The following is a 17782-nucleotide window of genomic DNA, read 5'->3' on the forward strand; positions in this document are numbered from 1 at the left end:
TCCTAAGATGACCTTTTCAAATGATTCGCTGAAATCAGCAATGCGATTAGCGCGTAATTAACGCATCGTTACGAACTCTTCTGAGCCCGTTGGGTGGATAGCCACAACAGAGTCGAAGTCTGCTTTGGTTGCGCCCATCTTCATTGCTACGCCGAAGCCTTGGATCATTTCATCTACCGTGAAACCGATGCCGTGCAGACCAACAACCGTTTCTTCTTCGCCCGCACATACAAGCTTCATCTTACATGGTTGACGGTGCTTAGTAACGGCGGTGTACATCGCCGTAAAGCCAGATGTGTAGACTTTGATGTTGTCTTTGCCGTACTTCTCTTCCGCTTCTTGCGTTGTAAGACCGATAGTGCCGATTGGTGGGTGGCTAAATACCACAGTTGGTACCAAATCGTAGTCCATCTTCGCGTTTGGTTTGTTGTTGAACAAACGCTCAGAAAGTTGACGACCCGCTTTCACTGCTACTGGTGTTAGCTCGATACCGCCTTCCATTATGTCACCCACACAGTAGATGCCTTTCACGTTGGTTTCTTGGTATTCGTCTACCTTAATGTAACCTTTTTCGTTCGTTGCCACACCGGTTGACGCTAGGTTGATTGCGTCTGTCGCTGGGTGACGACCGATTGCCCAAATCAGTTGGTCAACGTTTTGGCTTTCACCGTTTTCTAGGTGCAGAGTTAGGCTGCCATCGGCTTCTTTTACCACTTCTTTTGGTACAGAGTGGGTGTGCAGTTTTGGACCTTCTGCGTCCATTACTTCAACCAACGTATCGATGATCATTGGATCGAAGCTACGTAGTGGTGACTCTTTACGTACGAACAGGTGCGTTTCTGTACCTAGCGCGTGCAGTACGCCAGCAATTTCAACTGCGATGTAGCCTGCGCCCACAACCGCAACGCGTTTTGGTTGCTCTGCTAGGTCGAAGAAGCCGTTTGAATCGATGCCGTATTCAGCGCCTGGAATGTTTGGAATAGTAGGACGACCACCAACCGCGATCAGTATGTGATCTGCTGTGTAGTGTTCACCGTTTACTTCGACAGTTTTTTCGTCAACAAACTTAGCAAAGCCTTTAATCACGTTTACTTTGTTGTTGCCAAGAACGCGATCGTAAGATTGGTGAATACGACCGATGTATGCCTGACGGCTCTCAACCAGTTTGCTCCAGTCGAAACCTTTCACGTCGACATCAAAACCGTAATCTTCTGCGTACAGGTTCATCGCTTCTGCGATTTGCGCGCCATGCCACATCACTTTTTTCGGTACACAACCTACGTTTACACAGGTACCGCCAAGGTCTTGAGCTTCGATTAGCGCAACTTTCGCGCCGTACATCGCCGCACGGTTTGCAGATGCGATGCCGCCACTGCCGCCACCGATACAGATATAGTCAAAATGAGTCGCCATTACTTTCTCCAAGAGCTTATAAATTTTATCTGGTACATAGATAGATTGGGATGACCTTGCCCGAACTCAATGCCACCGTTATCCCACTATCATAAATCGAATTCGACTAATTCCTAAATGGGAAAAAGCGACAATACTTATGACAAATAGCGATGAGAGGCACAAAAAGAAGAATAAGCACGACTGGAGGGAGAAGGTGAGAGCATAAAAAAGCGCAACGAGAATATCGTTGCGCTTGAAGATAGCAGTACTGAAGTGCTTACTCTGGCACAATCCAGTCCACTTTCCAGTGGCCAGTTGCTGGTGCGATCGCGTCTTGCAGGAATGGCAGAATCTCTTTCATCTGGCTTTCCAGTTTCCATGGCGGGTTAATCACAATCATGCCGGATGCCGTCATGCCGCGCTCGTTGGTATCTGGTGCAACACCTAACTCGATTTGCAGAATTTTACGAATACCGAGTGCTTCCAAACCTTCGATCATATCTTCGATGTCGTGACGGTTTACCACTGGATACCAAATCGCGTAGATACCGGTTGCCCAACGTTTATGGCTCTGATGAATCGCTCGCACCACATCGCGGTACTCTTTCGCGAGTTCGTATGGTGGGTCAATCAGCACCAAACCACGACGTTCTTGTGGCGGTAAGCTTGCTTTGAGGCGTTGGAATCCGTCCTCTTTGAAGATGCTCACTTGGCGATCACGATGGAATTCTTGCTCTAACAATGGGTGATCGGCTGGGTGCAACTCGGTCAGCACCATACGATCTTGTGGGCGGATTTGCGCGCGCGCTACACGTGGTGAGCCTGGGTAGTAACGCAGCTTCTCGCCGTTGTTGAGCACTTTAATGGCATCGATGTAGCTTTTGATGTCTTTGGGAATGCTTGGGTTATCCCAGATACGTGCGATGCCTTGTTTGTATTCACCCGTTTTTTCAGACCATTCGTGAGTCAGATCGTAACGGCCCACACCCGAGTGGGTATCGTGATAAACGAATGGCTTATCTTTTTGTTTCAGCGCATCAAGAATGAGGCTTTGAACGATGTGTTTGACCACGTCGGCATGGTTGCCAGCGTGGAAGCTGTGGCGGTAACTTAACAAATTAAACTCTCGAAACACTCTTTGGCTGAGTGTGGTCTGTGATTTTCACTCTATGGCGGTATTATACTCAAGTAACTTAAAGATGTAGAACTTCCAATCAAATCTGTTCCTCTGATAAGGGGACGCTATTGAAATTTCTTTAAGTCACCCACACTTACTATTGGTAATCGAATTGAACTAGGTGAGTTTCTCGCACTCAAAAGGGTGTGAAATTTCATTTAGGTATAACAAGACTCAAGGACAGAGTAGCGCTGGTTGACTATATGATGGTCATCGCGGCATAGAGAAAGGGAACGGAGCTCCCCCAATCCATGTTGCTGGCTCGTCTGTACATTGAGTTGGCCTATCTACACAAAATAGACAGGCAATCACAGAGTCAAAACACAAAAGGAATTATTCATGTCTAATCCTCTTCTGACGTTTACGGACCTACCTCCGTTTTCTCAAATTAAACCAGAACACATCAAGCCTGCCGTTGAGCAAGCGATTGCTGACTGCCGAGCAAAAATCGATGAAGTTCTACAAGACAACGCTCACCCAACTTGGGACAGTGTGATTGCGCCAATTGAAGAAGCGGATGATCGCTTAAGCCGCATCTGGTCGCCAGTGGGTCACATGAACTCGGTAGTGAACAGCGAAGAGCTACGTGAAGCTTACGAAAGTTGCCTACCAATTTTGTCAGAGTACGGCACTTGGGTTGGTCAGCACAAAGGGTTGTACGAAGCGTACAAAACCATCAAAGCGAGCGAGGAATTTGCAACGTTAACTCGTGCCCAGCAGAAAACCATCACTGATGCACTGCGTGATTTCGAGTTATCAGGCATTGGTTTGCCATCCGATGAGCAGCACCGTTACGGCGAGATCAGCAAACGTATGTCTGAGCTGAGCTCTAAATTCTCTAACAATGTGCTGGATGCCACCATGGGTTGGACCAAGCACATCACAGACGAGAAAGACCTAGCAGGTATGCCAGAATCGGCGCTGGCAGCAGCGAAAGCTGCCGCAGAAGCAAAAGAGTTAGATGGTTACCTCATTACGCTAGATATCCCATCTTACCTACCTGTCATGACGTACTGCGATAACCAAGAGTTGCGTAAAGAAGTGTACGAAGCGTACGTGACGCGCGCTTCTGATCGAGGTCCAAACGCAGGCAAATGGGATAATTCAGAAATCATTACTGAGCAGCTAAAACTGCGCCATGAAATTTCACGTATGCTAGGTTTCAATACTTACAGTGAAAAGTCGTTAGCAACAAAGATGGCTGAAACGCCGGATCAAGTGCTGGGCTTCCTGAATGACCTAGCGACACGAGCGAAACCGCAAGGTGAACGTGAAGTCGAAGAGTTACGTCAGTTTGCGAAAAGTGAGTTTGGTGTTGAAGAGCTGAACGTTTGGGATATCGCTTACTACAGCGAGAAACAAAAGCAGCACCTGTTCCAAATTTCGGATGAAGAACTGCGCCCATACTTCCCAGAGTCAAAAGTCGTGAGCGGTCTGTTTGAAGTGCTAAACCGCGTGTTTGGCATGACCGTTACTGAGCGCGAAGGCGTAGACACTTGGCATGAGTCCGTGCGCTTTTTCGATATCTTTGATGCTGAAGGCACACTCCGTGGCAGCTTCTACCTAGATCTCTACGCTCGTGAACACAAACGTGGCGGCGCGTGGATGGATGATTGTCGTGGTCGTCGCGTTACGCTATCTGGCGAGCTGCAAACGCCGGTTGCGTATCTAACGTGTAACTTCAACCGTCCAGTGGGCTACAAACCAGCACTGTTCACGCACGATGAAGTCGTGACGCTATTCCATGAGTTTGGTCATGGAATCCACCACATGTTGACGCAAGTTGATACAGGTGCTGTTTCAGGTATTAATGGCGTGCCTTGGGATGCGGTTGAGCTACCAAGTCAGTTCCTAGAAAACTGGTGTTGGGAAGAGGATGCGCTGGCGTTCATTTCTGGTCACTATGAGACAGGTGAGCCGCTACCTAAAGCGATGCTAGACAAAATGCTCGCAGCGAAAAACTTCCAATCTGCGATGGGTATTTTGCGTCAGCTAGAATTCGGCTTGTTCGATTTCACGCTTCACACCGAATATGACCCAGAAGTGGGTGCGCGTGTACTGGAAACTCTGGCAAAAGTGAAAGAGAAAGTCGCGGTAGTTCCTGCGGTTGAGTGGGCGCGTTTCTCACACAGCTTCGGCCATATTTTTGCTGGTGGCTACAGTGCGGGTTACTACAGCTACCTATGGGCTGAAGTGCTGTCGTCAGACGCGTATTCTCGCTTTGAAGAAGAAGGCATCTTCAACAAAGAGACGGGCCTAAGCTTCCTGAACAACATTCTAGAAATGGGGGGCAGTGAAGAGCCAATGGAGCTGTTTAAGCGCTTCCGTGGCCGCGAGCCACAAATCGACGCACTGTTGCGCCATTCGGGTATTGCGGCGTAAATTGAGCAAAAAACATCAAGGCCAACCGAACGGTTGGCCTTTTTTGTACATTTTTTATAAAAAATTTTACGGATTTACGTTGCGGTTGATCGGGTTCTGCAACGATATCAATGTCTCCGTGGACTGAACCTCATCAATGGCTTGCAGCTTGTCGATCAGTACAAATTGCAGCTCTTCAATCGATTTGCACATCAATTTGACGAATATGTTATACGCGCCCGTGGTGTAGTAAGCTTCAACGACTTCGTCGAGCGCGTTGAGTTTTTCTAACGCGGAGTGGTAATCACGAGCTGCATTGAGGTTAATACCAATAAAGCAGCACACATCGTAGCCAAGCTTTTTAGTATTGATGATCACCTCCGTTCCTTCGATGATGTCCGCCGACTTCATCTTCTCGATACGCACATGGATAGTGGCAGGGCTGACATCGAACTGCTTTGCCATTTCTGCGTAGGGCGTTCTGGCGTCAGCCATTAGTGTTTTTAATATTGCGCGGTCAAGGTCGTCGAGTTTTGGCAGGCTCGCATTCATACTATGATTTCCGTTAGGGATAGAGTTTTACCTCCCTTTTATACTCATAGCGGATAGGATTCACAAGGTTTGGCAGGAGTAACTGCGGGTTAACTCCGAGCTATGGAGATAATGTGCAGCGTTTTCTGGTTATTGCCGCGCTATGTTGGAGCGCGTTTGCTACGGCCTCAGATCCGAAGGTGTTGGTCGTGCACTCCTATCATCAGGGTTTTTTCTGGACGGACTCCATACAGCGAGGCATCGAGCAACAGCTGGGCGATCGAGCGCTGGACATGCGTGTGCTCTATCTAGACTCGAAACGTAACCAGAGTGAGCAGTTTTTTGCACAACTAAAATCCTTATATCTTACGAAATTACGCAAAGAGCGATTCGATGCCATTTTAGTGAGCGATAACAATGCGCTTGAACTCATGCAGCGTTTAGCCCCAATCATCAAAGACACCCCAGTTATATTTAACGGCATTAATAACTACCATCCTTCTTTACATCGTTCTCTGAATGCAACCGGAGTCATGGAAGATGTCGATTTGGAAGCGAATCTCGCTCTTATTGAGCGCTTACATCCGAACTACACACAAGTTCTCATCGTCAGTGACCACTCGGTGACCGGTGAGGTGTTGCGTTATCAAATCGACAATTTTGTCCTCAAGCTCCCGCAATATCGAGACAAAATCGTACAACTTGTCCCAGACAGCATCATCGATCTAAAACAACAAGTCGCAAAACTGAGTTCCGATAAAGTCGTCTTGTTCTGGACCTATTACCGAGATAAACAAGGTATGGTAGGCAGCGAGCGTGACTGGGTTGGTGTCAACAAAGTCTCAAACGCGCCGCTGTTTATGGTGCATGACATTGGTTTGGGTCATGGCGCAGTTGGAGGGGTTATTCAAAGTGGTTATCGGCATGGTATTGAGAGTGCAGAGATGCTTGAATTCGTTTTGGATAACCCTGATCAGCCTCTGCCTGAGGTGAAAAAAAGTGATTCTGAAATAAAGCTCGATTACCAAGCGGTAGCGCGTTGGGGATTGGGGGCTGAACAAGAGGTTTCTGCGGTATTTTTTAATAAGCCAATGAAGCTTTCTGAACGTTTTGCCAAGGAAATTCGCCTGTTTGGTAGTCTGTTTGTGGTGATGTCGGTGGTCATTTTGCTGATGGGTTATTATTTACAGCGGATGCGTCGCAGTGAGAGCGCTGCGCGAGAAAGCCAGGCTATTCTAGAATCGATTTTCGATCAGAGCATGCAGTATATGGGCATTTTGGATGCCAACGGTGTGCTTAAATCGGGCAACGATCACCTTCAATCCTTACTTTATCACCAAGGACTGCGCTTAGACCGACCACTTTGGTTTCACCCCAACTGGAGTGAAAAAGCACAAGCGTTGCTAGAGGAGTATTTCCACGCGCCTCACCATCAAGTGTCGACGTTTGAAGCTGAAATTTGGAGTAAAGAACACGGCGCATTGGTGTTAGAAGTTTCGCTCAAGCCTTTTTCTCAGCAAGTAGGGAATCATAAGCAATACTTGTTTGAAGCGCGCGATATTACCAGTCGTAAATTGATGGAGGACAAGCTCTACCAACGTGAGTCAACCCTACGCAACTATTACGAGCAGCAGCCCGTGATGATGGTGACGCTTGATAGTAATAACCGAATTCAAGAAGTGAATCGATTTGCTCAACTACTTCTTGGCTACAAACCGATGGACATGCTCGGACATCGCCTGAGGGAGTTCTATTTTGATGACAAAGTGCTGTTCCCTCGCCAAGTGTTATTGCAACCCAACCAGCAAGTGCATGGTGTTTGGCGACGTGAAGTCGAGTATCGTCATGCAAATGGTCATCGTGTTTGGGTGCGCGAGAATATTCGTCCGCTGAGTGAATCTGAGCAACTGCTGATTGTGGGCGAAGATATTACCGAAACCAAACTGCTCTCCGAGAAATTGGAATACCAAGCTCGCTATGACTTACTGACGGGGACTTACAACAGAAACCATTTTGAACTAGAGCTTAAGACCGCACTGTGCGAAGTGGACAGCCATCGTCGAGTCCACGCCATGCTGTACCTCGACTTAGATCAGCTAAAAGTCCTCAATGATACGGTTGGGCATGATGCAGGTGATGCGGCGATTCAATTCTGCGCCAGTATGCTGGAAGGCGTTCTGCCGTACAATTCCATCTTGGCTCGAATGGGAGGCGATGAGTTTGCGGTGTTACTCAAAGACTGTGACGAATATGGCGCCATCAATATTGCCAAACTGATCATCTCGACACTAAGCGAACACCTCTTTATTTGGGAAGACACACGCCTGTTCATCAGTTGCTCAATTGGTATCCGTATCATCGATCATACCGCTGATACGCCACAAATGGTGCACGCTCAAGCAGACTCTGCTTGTCACGCCGCTAAAGAGCAAGGCCGTAACCGCTATAATCTATTCAGCTTAGATAACGAAGAGTTGCAGCGTCGTCAGATGGAAATGCAGAGCGTCAATTTGGTGCATGAGGCATTGTCGAATCAACGTTTAGAACTGTTTGCTCAACCGATAAAAAGCTTACAAAAGCACGAGACTCAAATGTATTTTGAGATTTTGGTGCGTATTCGCAATGGGTACGGTGATTATGTTTCTCCTGCGCTGTTTATCCCTGCTTCCGAGCGCTACAACATTGCCCATTGGATTGATAAGCAGGTTATTACTCAAACGCTAGAGTGGTTTGAACAGCGTCCTGAGGTGATTGAACAGCTTGGTCGCTGTTCGATAAACCTTTCAGGTCAATCTATGGGGAATCAAGAGTTTATTGACTTCTTATTGGAGCGATTGGAAAGTTCGACTCTGCCGTGTGAAAAAATCTGCTTAGAAATCACCGAGACAGCGGCGATGAGCAATCTGGATCAAGCCATTGAGCTGTTTACCAAGCTAAAGGCTTTGGGTTGCATGATTGCATTGGATGATTTCGGATCTGGATTGTCTTCATTTGGTTACTTAAAGAAACTTCCTGTCGATATCGTGAAAATTGATGGTCTTTTCGTGCAAGATATCAACGTAAATGAAATGGACCGCGTGATGGTTCGTTCAATCAATGACTTGGCGAAACAACTAGGCAAAGTGACGGTGGCGGAGTTTGTCGAAAATGACCAGGTCATGCAGCATTTGATAGACCTCGGTGTGGACTACGGCCAAGGCTACGGTATTGGCCATCCTAAGCCGCTTTCTGAGCTAGTGGAGCAACTGACGGCTGTATAACCTCTGCGTAGCAAGCTCAACCTAGCATTAATAGGTAACTTAGGTATACACTCAGCGCCAGTTACCTCGATTTTTATTGGAGCCTCCTTTTGCAACTGCAATTGATCTGTGAAAACCCGTCTCAACAATCTCATCTTGATGAACTCGCTGCGCGTTGGCAGCTTTCACACACTGACGATAGCGATTTTGCTTTGGTGCTAACCACCGAGCGTTTGGAGCTACGTAAAGTGGATGAGCCAAAGCTGGGTGCAATCTTTGTGGATTTGATTGGTGGTGCGGTCGGTCATCGTCGCAAGTTCGGTGGTGGTAAAGGCCAGGCAATTGCGAAAGCTGCGGGGTTGAACAAAGGGGCAACGCCAACCGTGTTAGACGGCACGGCAGGTCTTGGTCGTGATGCGTTTGTGCTCGCCTCGCTAGGTTGTAAAGTGCAGATGGTCGAGCGTCATCCAGTCGTAGCGGCTTTGTTAGATGATGGCTTGGATCGAGCGAAACAAGACCCAGAAATCGGCACCTGGGTATCTGAGCGCATGTCGCTAATCCATGCTTCTAGCCATGATGCGCTGGAACAATTGGCGCAAGATAAAGACTTTGTCCAGCCAGATGTGGTGTATCTTGACCCGATGTATCCGCACCCAGAAAATAAAAAGAAGTCGGCGCTCGTGAAAAAAGAAATGCGCGTTTTCCAATCGTTGGTTGGCGCTGATTTGGACGCCGATGGCCTACTAGAACCAGCCATGGCGTTAGCCACAAAGCGTGTAGTAGTTAAGCGCCCGGACTACGCGAATTGGCTGAACGAGCAAAAGCCAAGCATGGCGATTGAAACCAAAAAGAATCGTTTCGACGTCTACGTCAAAGCCTCGATGGCATAACCTCCTGACTCGCAAAAACTTCTCGTCACAGCATTGAACCAAGTGCTGTGACGCTGCCATTCTTTCCTGAACACTATTGATAGTTTTCACTTGCTAATTCGACACTCTGACTGTATATCTAACTAAGAATCATTATTATTTCACTTGTTGTGATGCTGTCGATAATTGGGAAGCTGGAGTAGTCGAATGTCTAAACGCTTATGTAAGATGAACCGCAAACAAATTGCGGCCAACTTGGGTGACATTCACCGTTTGGTCGTCGCACCTAAGTTCGTTTGTCGCTCTTGCGCACGCTCTTCATCGGCCAAAGATACCCTTTGTAAGCCAGCCGCAATTCCTCCACAAAAATGCCAAGACAAGCCATTGAGTGAGCAACAAGCATGTGGCTTATTGGTTGAAGCTCTGCCATCACAAGCGATTCCAGTGACCACTAAACAAAGCAACGAAAAAGCCGCGATTGTGAAGCGTGTTGTTGAGCGCGTGAAAGAGAAAAAACAAGCCGAAAAATCTCCGGAGCCAGTAAGAGCCGACGCATCAGTATGGTTTGATTTAGCGGATAAAAAATCGCTCAAGAAAGCGAAAAAAGCACTGAAAAAGCACTATAAGCAGCAAAAGAAGTTGCTAAAAGTGGCGAAAAAACAACAAAAGTTACTTAAGCGTCAGCGTAAACTGGAAGCGCGTAATGCGAAACTAGAAGTGTTGCTGCCAACGCCACCTAATGCTTTGATGAACGCAATCTCACAAGCCAAAGTGCATTAATCAAATAAAAAAACGCTCTCCAGTCGGAGAGCGTTTTTTATTGTCGAAATGTTTATAGGATTAGCTGCGTTACTTATTGGCGTAGCTCATCTCTACGCGCTTTTTCACCCAGGTTTCGTTAATCCATAGGGATAGCATGATGATCGCACCGCCAATGGCGAGTCGCATGACATCAACATCGCGGTTCCAAATCACAATGTTTACAATCAAGCCCGCCGGAACCAATGCATTGTTCATTACTGCCAGTGCACCTGCGTTCACCATAGTCGCGCCTTTGTTCCAAGCAAAGTAACCAAAACCAGAAGCAATCAACCCAAGGTATGTCAGAATGCCCCATTGTGTTGCAGTGGTAGGTAGTTTGTCGAGGTTACCCATGAGCGCGAAAGCCACGGTTGCTACACAAAGTGCACCTAAGTAGAAGTAGCCAAACACGGTGTGTTGTGGCAAATCGACGGGTTCACTCTCCATGATATATTTGTAGCCCACCTGACCGATGGCAAAGCAGAGGTTTGCTCCTTGTACGACCAAAAAGCCCAGTAGGAAATCTTCATTAATGCCTGCAAATTTAATCCAGGCGGCACCAAATACGGCTATTGCAGCGGTAACTAAGTACCAAGGTGAAAAGCGACCTTTCAAGAAGTCATAGATTAGCGTGACGTAAATGGGTGTGAATACGGTGAACAGCAATACTTCTGGCACGGAAAGGAGCAAAAAAGATTGGTAGTAGAAGCAATACATCAAGCCGAGCTGGAAGCCACCGACGGTCATCAGTTTCGCGATCAGGGGTTTGCTAACGCCACGGAATTTCAAAAAGGGAATGAAAACCAGGCTCGCCAGTGCCACGCGCATGAACACCGAGAACCAAGAATCAACCTGACCGGCGAGGTAAACGCCGATCAGGCTAAATGAGAATGCCCAAAGTAGGGTAACTGCGGATAGATAAGCCATGGATGAGAATCTTTATCAACAACAAATGTGCCCGCAGTCTAACCAAGTTTTATCGCTGCGCCAATCAGTCTTTTAGCGGTACGACCAGCATATCGACTGGTGAGCAGTTAATCAGCTGTCGAGTCGAAGATAGAATCTTGCTCCAGAAATCTTGGTGATGACCACAAACCACCAAATCAATACTGTAATCTTGAATGGTATCGCACAGCTCATTACTCAAATCGCCACTACCGACTAAAGTATGGGCAATTGGGTATTGCGCATATTCAGCGAAGTTTGCCAATTGTGTGCGCGATGCTTCCATTGCTTGATGTTGCGCTTCTGCCATATTGATATCGATAAGCCCGGTGTAGAGTTCTGCGTAGTTCACGTCGATGTGAATAAAAGAGACTTTCGCATCCAGAGGTTTAGCCAGTGATACGGCTTTCTTAATCAACACTTTACTGTCGTCTGAAAGGTCGACTGCCACAAGTATGTGTTTGTAACTCATATTGCTATCTCCTTGTAAGGTCATAGTTTTAGATTAGCACCAACCCCAAAAAAAATTTGCTGAAGTGATCTCATATCGGTGCCGTAGGTACAAAGTCTTGTCTCAGTAATCATGTTATAGTGGCGTTATACCCAAGTGACTTTGATATGCTGAAATAAGCGTAGTGTTACTGACTAGAGTTGAAGTGAAACTTCGCCGTGTCTGCCAGACCAAGCTATTCTCGCAGCGTCATTTATTTCGAGGTTACTTGGGTATATTGCATGCACAATAATAGGAGTTAACATGCTGTCTCAAACTATGGTCGAACAATTGAATGAGCAAATTAACCTAGAATTTTTCTCATCCAATCTATACTTACAAATGAGTGCTTGGTGTGAAGACAAAGGTTTTGAAGGTGCGGCTGAATTTTTACGCGCTCACGCCGTAGAAGAAATGGAGCACATGCAACGCCTATTCACTTACGTGAGTGAAACTGGCTCAATGCCAATCTTAGGCGCTATTGATGCGCCAAAGCATGACTTTGCGAGCCTAGGTGACGTTTTCCGCGAGACATTTGAACATGAGCAAATGATCACGGAAAAAATCAACAAACTGGCGCACGTTGCATTTACTAGCCAAGACTACTCAACGTTTAACTTCCTACAGTGGTACGTGTCAGAACAGCACGAAGAAGAGAAGTTGTTTAAAGGGATTTTAGATAAGATCGAACTGGTAGGTGAAGACGGTAAAGCGTTGTTCTTCATTGACAAAGATCTAGCACAAATGGCGAAAGAAGGTTCATCTTCAATCATGGATGCTCCAGCTGCGTAAACGCGTTTTGGGACGTTGTAAGTAGCGGGTAAAGACGAAGTGTTGATCGTCTTTTTCTCTTGAGCATTGTTGAAGATGTAGGGAGGAAAAGATGATCAGTGGAGACACAATCTTATTTGCGCTAATGGTGGTAACTGGAGTTAATATGGTCCGGTATCTCACCGCTCTTCGTTCTCTAATTTATATCATGCGTGAAGCGCATCCGCTGTTATATCAGCAAGTTGATGGTAATGGTTTTTTTACCACTCATGGAAATGTCACCAAGCAGGTGAGGTTGTATCACTACATTAAAAGTAAAGAATATCATCATCACCACGATGAAATTTTTACTGGTAAGTGTGAAAGAGTGCGTGAATTGTTTGTTCTATCGACCGCGTTGCTCGGCGTGACGCTACTTGCGGCCTTCATTCTCTAAGAGTCAATAATCCAGAAGTTGTTCTGTCTGAGATTTTGCGGACATACAGAGCGCTTAGAGTTTAAGCGCTTTTCCCTTTCGGTATTTGTCGGTAGAATGTCGCGCCTAGAAAGCAAGGATGTGCAATGTGCACATCCTTTTTTATTTTGATTCGATACCAATCAGTCTAAGAGCTACCGATGAGTAAGAAATTTGATGTTGTTGTAATTGGCGCAGGCGCAGCAGGTTTAATGTGTGCTGCAGAAGCAGGCAAGCGAGGCCGCCGTGTTTTGGTGCTCGATCATGCTAAAAAGCCAGGACGTAAAATCCTTATCTCGGGCGGTGGTCGTTGTAACTTCACTAACTACGACGTTTCAGCTAATCACTATTTGTGTCAAAACCCGCACTTTGTTAAGTCGGCGCTCTCCCAATACACTAACTGGGATTTCATCTCGATGGTGTGTAAACATGGCATTGAGTTCGAAGAGCGTGATCACGGCCAGTTGTTTTGTGTCGATGCATTTACGGCCAAAGATATCGTGAAGATGTTGTTAGCTGAGTGTGACATGCCGAACATCGAGCAGCGTTACCAATGCGATGTTCATTCGATTGAAAAAATTGATGAAGGCTTTCGTTTGCATGCTGGTACTGAGATTGTCGAATGTGAGTCTTTAGTTATCGCAACAGGTGGCTTGTCGATGCCAAAACTGGGAGCGACACCATTTGGTTATAAAGTCGCGGAACAATTTGGTCTTCGAGTTATCCCAACCACGGCAGGTCTTGTACCATTTACTCTGCATAAAGAAGACAAAGAAGACTTTGCTGAGTTATCCGGTATCGCGGTACCTGCGGAAATTACGGCTGAAGATGGCACCATGTTCAAAGAAGCCCTGTTGTTCACACATCGTGGGTTATCTGGTCCAGCAGTGTTACAGATTTCTTCATTCTGGCGGGCCGGACAAAAGGTGTTGATCAATCTTGTGCCAAACGATGATGTTGCTGAGTTATTAGAACGCAGTCGTGAGAAGCATCCAAATCAGTCACTCAAGAATACGCTTGCCAAAGTGCTGCCTAAGCGTCTGGTTGAAGTCTTAATTGAACGTAAAGAGCTAGTCGATAAACCGCTAAAACAGTTCAATCAAAAGGAGCTTGCGGCGATTGTGGAGCGCCTAGAGCATTGGGATATCGCCCCGAATGGCACTGAAGGCTACCGAACTGCGGAAGTGACACTCGGCGGTGTCGATACTGATCACTTATCCTCGAAAACCATGGAATGCAAAGACATTAAAGGGCTTTATTTTATTGGTGAGGTGATGGATGTGACTGGTTGGCTAGGGGGCTACAATTTTCAGTGGTGCTGGTCGAGCGGCTTTGTTGCGGGGCAGTGGGTTTAATCAAACACCAAACGCAGCCTAACTGCATAAAAGATAAGATACAAAAAGAGCACTGAATAAAAGTCAGTGCTCTTTTTGTATTCCCATAGCGAGTTACTCGTCTTGATACTTTTCGAGTTTGTTATAGAGCGTTTTCACGCTAATGCCTAACTCCTGCGCTGATTCCGTTTTATTGCCTTGATTCTCTTCAAGGGTATTGAGAATGGCGGCTTTTTCTAGCTCTTCTAGCGAAACGCCCGCCGGAACAAGGTCTTCGATGCTGGTGCCTGTTTCCAATGGTGGTGTGTCGAAGATAAGGTGTTCATCTCGGATGGTGTCATCAGCCAAAATAAATGCACGCTCGATCGTGTGTTTGAGCTCACGGACATTACCTGGCCAGTCGTGTGCAGCGATTTTTTGGATCGCAGAGTCAAGAATCGTTTTGGTTTTTGCCTCATTGGCGTTGCGGTGCGCGATAAAGTGCTTGGCCAGACCGACGATATCACCGCCTCGTTCTCGCAGTGGCGGTATCGTTAATGGGAAATGCGATAAGCGGAAAAACAGATCTTCACGCAGGAACTGCTCCTCAATGGCGATTTTAGGATCACGGTTTGTAGCAGCAATGATGCGAGTATTAGCGATATGAACCGTATTACTGCCAACTGGGCGATACTCTCCGGTTTCTAGCACCCGTAATAGCTTCACTTGATGCTCGATAGGCATCTCGGTGATTTCATCTAAAAATAGGGTGCCGCCCTCTGCCTGCTTAAATACACCTTGGTGAGTTTTATTTGCTCCGGTAAAAGCGCCTTTCTCATGGCCAAACAGTTCACTATCAACCAATTCAGGGCTAATGGCACCACAGTTAATCGCTATAAAGGGCTGTTGTTTACGCTCACTCGCTAAGTGGATGGTCTGCGCCACCAGTTCTTTGCCTGATCCACTTTCACCGACAATAAGGACGTTGGCTTCTGTTTTAGCAACGCGCCTGATCATACGATAGAGCTGATGCATCGGAGAGGAAGAGCCGACCAAAAGACCAAATTGGTCAAGATCGCTGGTGGACACTTTACGCCCTTGATCTTGTTTGTGTTGATAGTACTGGCTGACTTCGCTCAGGGTGTCCGTCAGAATGGCAATATCAACGGGCTTTCTGTAGTGAAAAATAGCACCCAAGTTCATCAGCTTATCCAAGTTCTCGTTTGGAGCGCCTGAGCTAATGATGATCAAGTCCATATCGTAGATGTCTTCGATATTAGAAAGACGTTGATAATCTGCACTAGTAAAGTGGGCGACTTCAACAATCGCAACTTCCGGTTTGAGTTGTAGGAAATCTTCAATCCATTGGTCTGCGGCATCGATGTCATGCAGACGAAATTTGTTCAGTTCCTGGCAAGAAGCGATGGCATTTTTAAGTGATGGATCTTGTATTCTTAGAAACAGGCTTGGCATCGACATAGAAATGTCCTCTTTACTATGACAGAAACAATGTACGTGGATTATTCTCACTTCACAAGACAAAATATTGTCAGCATAGATTTAAGGATTTGTTCGGTATTTTTATGTTGTTAGCCCCTTTTTGATATATATCGGTGAGAGCCATCAGTAGATATTTCCTTTTGTTCAGATTTTTATTTTTTAAATAATAATTTTGCTATTAATTGATTCTGGAGAAATAGCCTTTCTGTTTTATCAGGTTATTTAGGCACAAGTGACGGAGGCTTTATCACCGATTAAAAATTACATTTTTTACGTGTAAATAATTCATGCTTATACTTTATTGCTCATCTCATTTTTACCTCTTTCCTTTATTAGTCAATTAAAAACAATGAGTTATAAAGTTGGCACATGGTTTGCTCCTAGGGAAGTGCAACGTCAATAAAGGAGAATTACCATGAATAACATCGCAGCTAAAATTGTACTTACGTCAGTTCTTGCTACTTCATCTACAGCAGTCTTAGCGAGTGATAAATGGGAAAAAGAATCCATGGACGCTTGGCTAGATGGTAAAGCTGAAACCACACTACTGCTAAACAGCAATCTCAACTCTTTTGATATCAATACCGATGTAGAGAATCAGGTCGTTACCCTTTCTGGTTCGGTAAACAATGATCTTGAAAAATCACTTGCCGAAGAGCTTGTTACTGGTCTTGATGGTGTGAAAAAAGTAAACAACGAATTGTCAGTAGTGAATGAAGGCAAGAAAGAAACTGATTCAGAAGCTTTAGCTACACTGACCGATTCTAAAATCACGACTATAGTTAAAACGCGCCTACTAATGGATACCAATGTGAGTGGTACGGATATTGATGTAACGACAGAACGCAAAACGGTAACGTTGGCAGGTAAAGTTAATTCAGATGCGGAGCATGATCTTGCAATTTCAATTGCAAATAACACCAATGACGTAAATAAGGTGATTGATAAGCTAGAAGTGGTTCAATAATAGCGAGCCGAGTGATTTAACCCACTTTTATTAGGAGGTAACACTATGGTTCGTTGGATGTTTATTTTTCTGGCACTGGCACTAATTTCTGCACTATTAAGCTTTACCGGTATTGCAGGAGCTGCTGCCTCTATCGCGCAAGTGATATTTTACCTATTCCTATTGTCATTAATTGTATCAATAGTGATTGTTCTGCTGGGAAGAAAAAACGTAAATAGATAGGAGATTCCATGCGACTTACGTCATTTGTTTACCGTATCGCCGCAGTATTCGGTTTGGTGTTTGCGTTGGCAGCTTGTAGTGAAGAAGGGCCAATGGAACAGGCCGGCAAAAAGATAGATGAAGCCGCCGAAGAAACCCAAAATGCGATTGAAGATGAATGTGAAAACATTAAAGAAAATCTAAACGCTGAAGACCAAGACTGTTAGCCGAATCAGGTTAGGTTTTTTACGCATAGCTATGTAAGAGAGGGGCGGTCAATCACCGCCCTTCCTTTTGTCCCAATTGTTTACAATCAGATAAGGAGTCAAAGATGAAAAACATATTTGATGTACTGAAAGAGAGTCATGAAAAGCAGCGCCTTTTACTCGATGCTCTGATGGAAACGTCTGGAGATTCCCCCGCTCGTGAAGAGTTTTACCACAACCTTAAAGAGGAACTCGAACAGCACGCAGCGGCAGAAGAGCGATTTTTCTACGCGCCTTTAATAGATAGCGATAAGACCATTGATCTCACTCGCCATGGCATCGCAGAGCATCATGAAATTGATAAAGTGATTGCACAGCTTGATGCAACCGATATGAGCTCGCCAGCGTGGCTCAACCTAATGAAAACCTTGCGTCACAAAGTGTTGCACCATCTTGAGGAAGAAGAGCAGCGTTTCTTCCAGTTAGCCGGTAAGGTAATGACCGATAAGCAGAAAATGAAACTAGCGGATGGTTATGTTGAAGAGATGGCAAGCTAGGTAGA

General features: G+C 45.9%; 17 protein-coding genes. 11 read left to right on the forward strand and 6 right to left on the reverse strand.

From position 1 onward, the window contains the following. Positions 1–57: 57 nt before the first annotated feature. Both gorA and R7Q41_RS08935 read right to left on the reverse strand, forming a co-directional pair. A complete protein-coding gene (gorA, locus tag R7Q41_RS08930) occupies positions 58–1413 on the reverse strand; it encodes a glutathione-disulfide reductase (protein WP_005379157.1) in 1356 nt (451 codons plus the stop codon). Between the two features lie 259 nt (positions 1414–1672). Next, positions 1673–2512 carry a 23S rRNA (adenine(2030)-N(6))-methyltransferase RlmJ gene (locus tag R7Q41_RS08935; RefSeq protein WP_047103871.1) on the reverse strand — a complete coding sequence of 280 codons (840 nt, stop codon included), beginning with the start codon at positions 2510–2512 and terminating at the stop codon, positions 1673–1675. A 399-nt stretch (positions 2513–2911) separates the two neighbouring features. Between R7Q41_RS08935 and prlC the strand changes: the two genes are divergently transcribed. Then, positions 2912–4954: an oligopeptidase A gene (gene prlC / locus R7Q41_RS08940; protein ID WP_054575420.1), complete on the forward strand. Its 2043-nt coding sequence runs from the start codon at positions 2912–2914 to the stop codon at positions 4952–4954. 66 nt (positions 4955–5020) lie between these two features. Here the strand turns inward: prlC and asnC are convergent, their stop codons facing one another. Next, a complete protein-coding gene (gene asnC, locus R7Q41_RS08945) occupies positions 5021–5485 on the reverse strand; it encodes a transcriptional regulator AsnC (RefSeq protein ID WP_005389595.1) in 465 nt (154 codons plus the stop codon). Positions 5486–5598: 113 nt separating this feature from the next. On the opposite strand from asnC, the gene R7Q41_RS08950 reads away from it, so the two are divergent. From R7Q41_RS08950 to R7Q41_RS08960, 3 genes are all read left to right on the forward strand, one after another. Further along, positions 5599–8724 carry an EAL domain-containing protein gene (locus tag R7Q41_RS08950; RefSeq protein ID WP_318108456.1) on the forward strand — a complete coding sequence of 1042 codons (3126 nt, stop codon included), beginning with the start codon at positions 5599–5601 and terminating at the stop codon, positions 8722–8724. Between the two features lie 89 nt (positions 8725–8813). Continuing rightward, the gene (locus tag R7Q41_RS08955) at positions 8814–9593 is read left to right on the forward strand and encodes a class I SAM-dependent methyltransferase (protein WP_053303431.1); all 780 of its coding nucleotides are present in this window, start codon (positions 8814–8816) and stop codon (positions 9591–9593) included. A gap of 186 nt (positions 9594–9779) precedes the next feature. After that, positions 9780–10352 carry a hypothetical protein gene (locus tag R7Q41_RS08960; protein WP_318108454.1) on the forward strand — a complete coding sequence of 191 codons (573 nt, stop codon included), beginning with the start codon at positions 9780–9782 and terminating at the stop codon, positions 10350–10352. Between the two features lie 69 nt (positions 10353–10421). Here the strand turns inward: R7Q41_RS08960 and R7Q41_RS08965 are convergent, their stop codons facing one another. Next, entirely contained in the window at positions 10422–11300 is an 879-nt protein-coding gene (locus R7Q41_RS08965; RefSeq protein WP_017635030.1) for a carboxylate/amino acid/amine transporter, read from the reverse strand. Positions 11301–11364: 64 nt separating this feature from the next. Continuing rightward, complete coding sequence (gene uspA / locus R7Q41_RS08970; RefSeq protein ID WP_005379165.1) at positions 11365–11790, reverse strand: universal stress protein UspA; 426 nt, start codon at positions 11788–11790, stop codon at positions 11365–11367. 282 nt (positions 11791–12072) lie between these two features. On the opposite strand from uspA, the gene ftnA reads away from it, so the two are divergent. From ftnA to R7Q41_RS08985, 3 genes are all read left to right on the forward strand, one after another. Beyond that, positions 12073–12600 carry a non-heme ferritin gene (gene ftnA, locus R7Q41_RS08975; protein WP_005379167.1) on the forward strand — a complete coding sequence of 176 codons (528 nt, stop codon included), beginning with the start codon at positions 12073–12075 and terminating at the stop codon, positions 12598–12600. Positions 12601–12691: 91 nt separating this feature from the next. Next, positions 12692–13015, forward strand: a complete 324-nt coding sequence (gene uspB, locus R7Q41_RS08980) for a universal stress protein UspB (RefSeq protein WP_005379169.1) — start codon at positions 12692–12694, stop codon at positions 13013–13015. Positions 13016–13194: 179 nt separating this feature from the next. Next, positions 13195–14388: an NAD(P)/FAD-dependent oxidoreductase gene (locus R7Q41_RS08985; RefSeq protein ID WP_005382944.1), complete on the forward strand. Its 1194-nt coding sequence runs from the start codon at positions 13195–13197 to the stop codon at positions 14386–14388. Positions 14389–14481: 93 nt separating this feature from the next. Here R7Q41_RS08985 and R7Q41_RS08990 read toward each other — a convergent pair whose 3' ends face one another. After that, a complete protein-coding gene (locus R7Q41_RS08990; protein WP_005382945.1) occupies positions 14482–15825 on the reverse strand; it encodes a sigma-54 interaction domain-containing protein in 1344 nt (447 codons plus the stop codon). A gap of 436 nt (positions 15826–16261) precedes the next feature. Here R7Q41_RS08990 and R7Q41_RS08995 point away from each other — a divergent pair, with 436 nt between their 5' ends. The 4 genes from R7Q41_RS08995 to R7Q41_RS09010 all read left to right on the forward strand — a co-directional run bounded on the left by R7Q41_RS08995 (position 16262) and on the right by R7Q41_RS09010 (position 17777). After that, entirely contained in the window at positions 16262–16813 is a 552-nt protein-coding gene (locus R7Q41_RS08995) for a BON domain-containing protein (protein ID WP_005379174.1), read from the forward strand. Positions 16814–16858: 45 nt separating this feature from the next. Further along, positions 16859–17035, forward strand: coding sequence for a DUF1328 family protein (locus tag R7Q41_RS09000; RefSeq protein WP_318144473.1), 177 nt, complete (start codon positions 16859–16861; stop codon positions 17033–17035). A gap of 8 nt (positions 17036–17043) precedes the next feature. Next, positions 17044–17241 carry a hypothetical protein gene (locus tag R7Q41_RS09005; protein ID WP_017821108.1) on the forward strand — a complete coding sequence of 66 codons (198 nt, stop codon included), beginning with the start codon at positions 17044–17046 and terminating at the stop codon, positions 17239–17241. Between the two features lie 104 nt (positions 17242–17345). After that, positions 17346–17777 (forward strand): hemerythrin domain-containing protein, encoded by a 432-nt coding sequence (locus tag R7Q41_RS09010; protein ID WP_005379185.1) that lies wholly within the window; start codon positions 17346–17348, stop codon positions 17775–17777. Positions 17778–17782 lie beyond the last annotated feature (5 nt).

It is taken from the genome of Vibrio sp. 2096, from assembly GCF_033339595.1.
GTDB lineage: Bacteria > Pseudomonadota > Gammaproteobacteria > Enterobacterales > Vibrionaceae > Vibrio > Vibrio alginolyticus.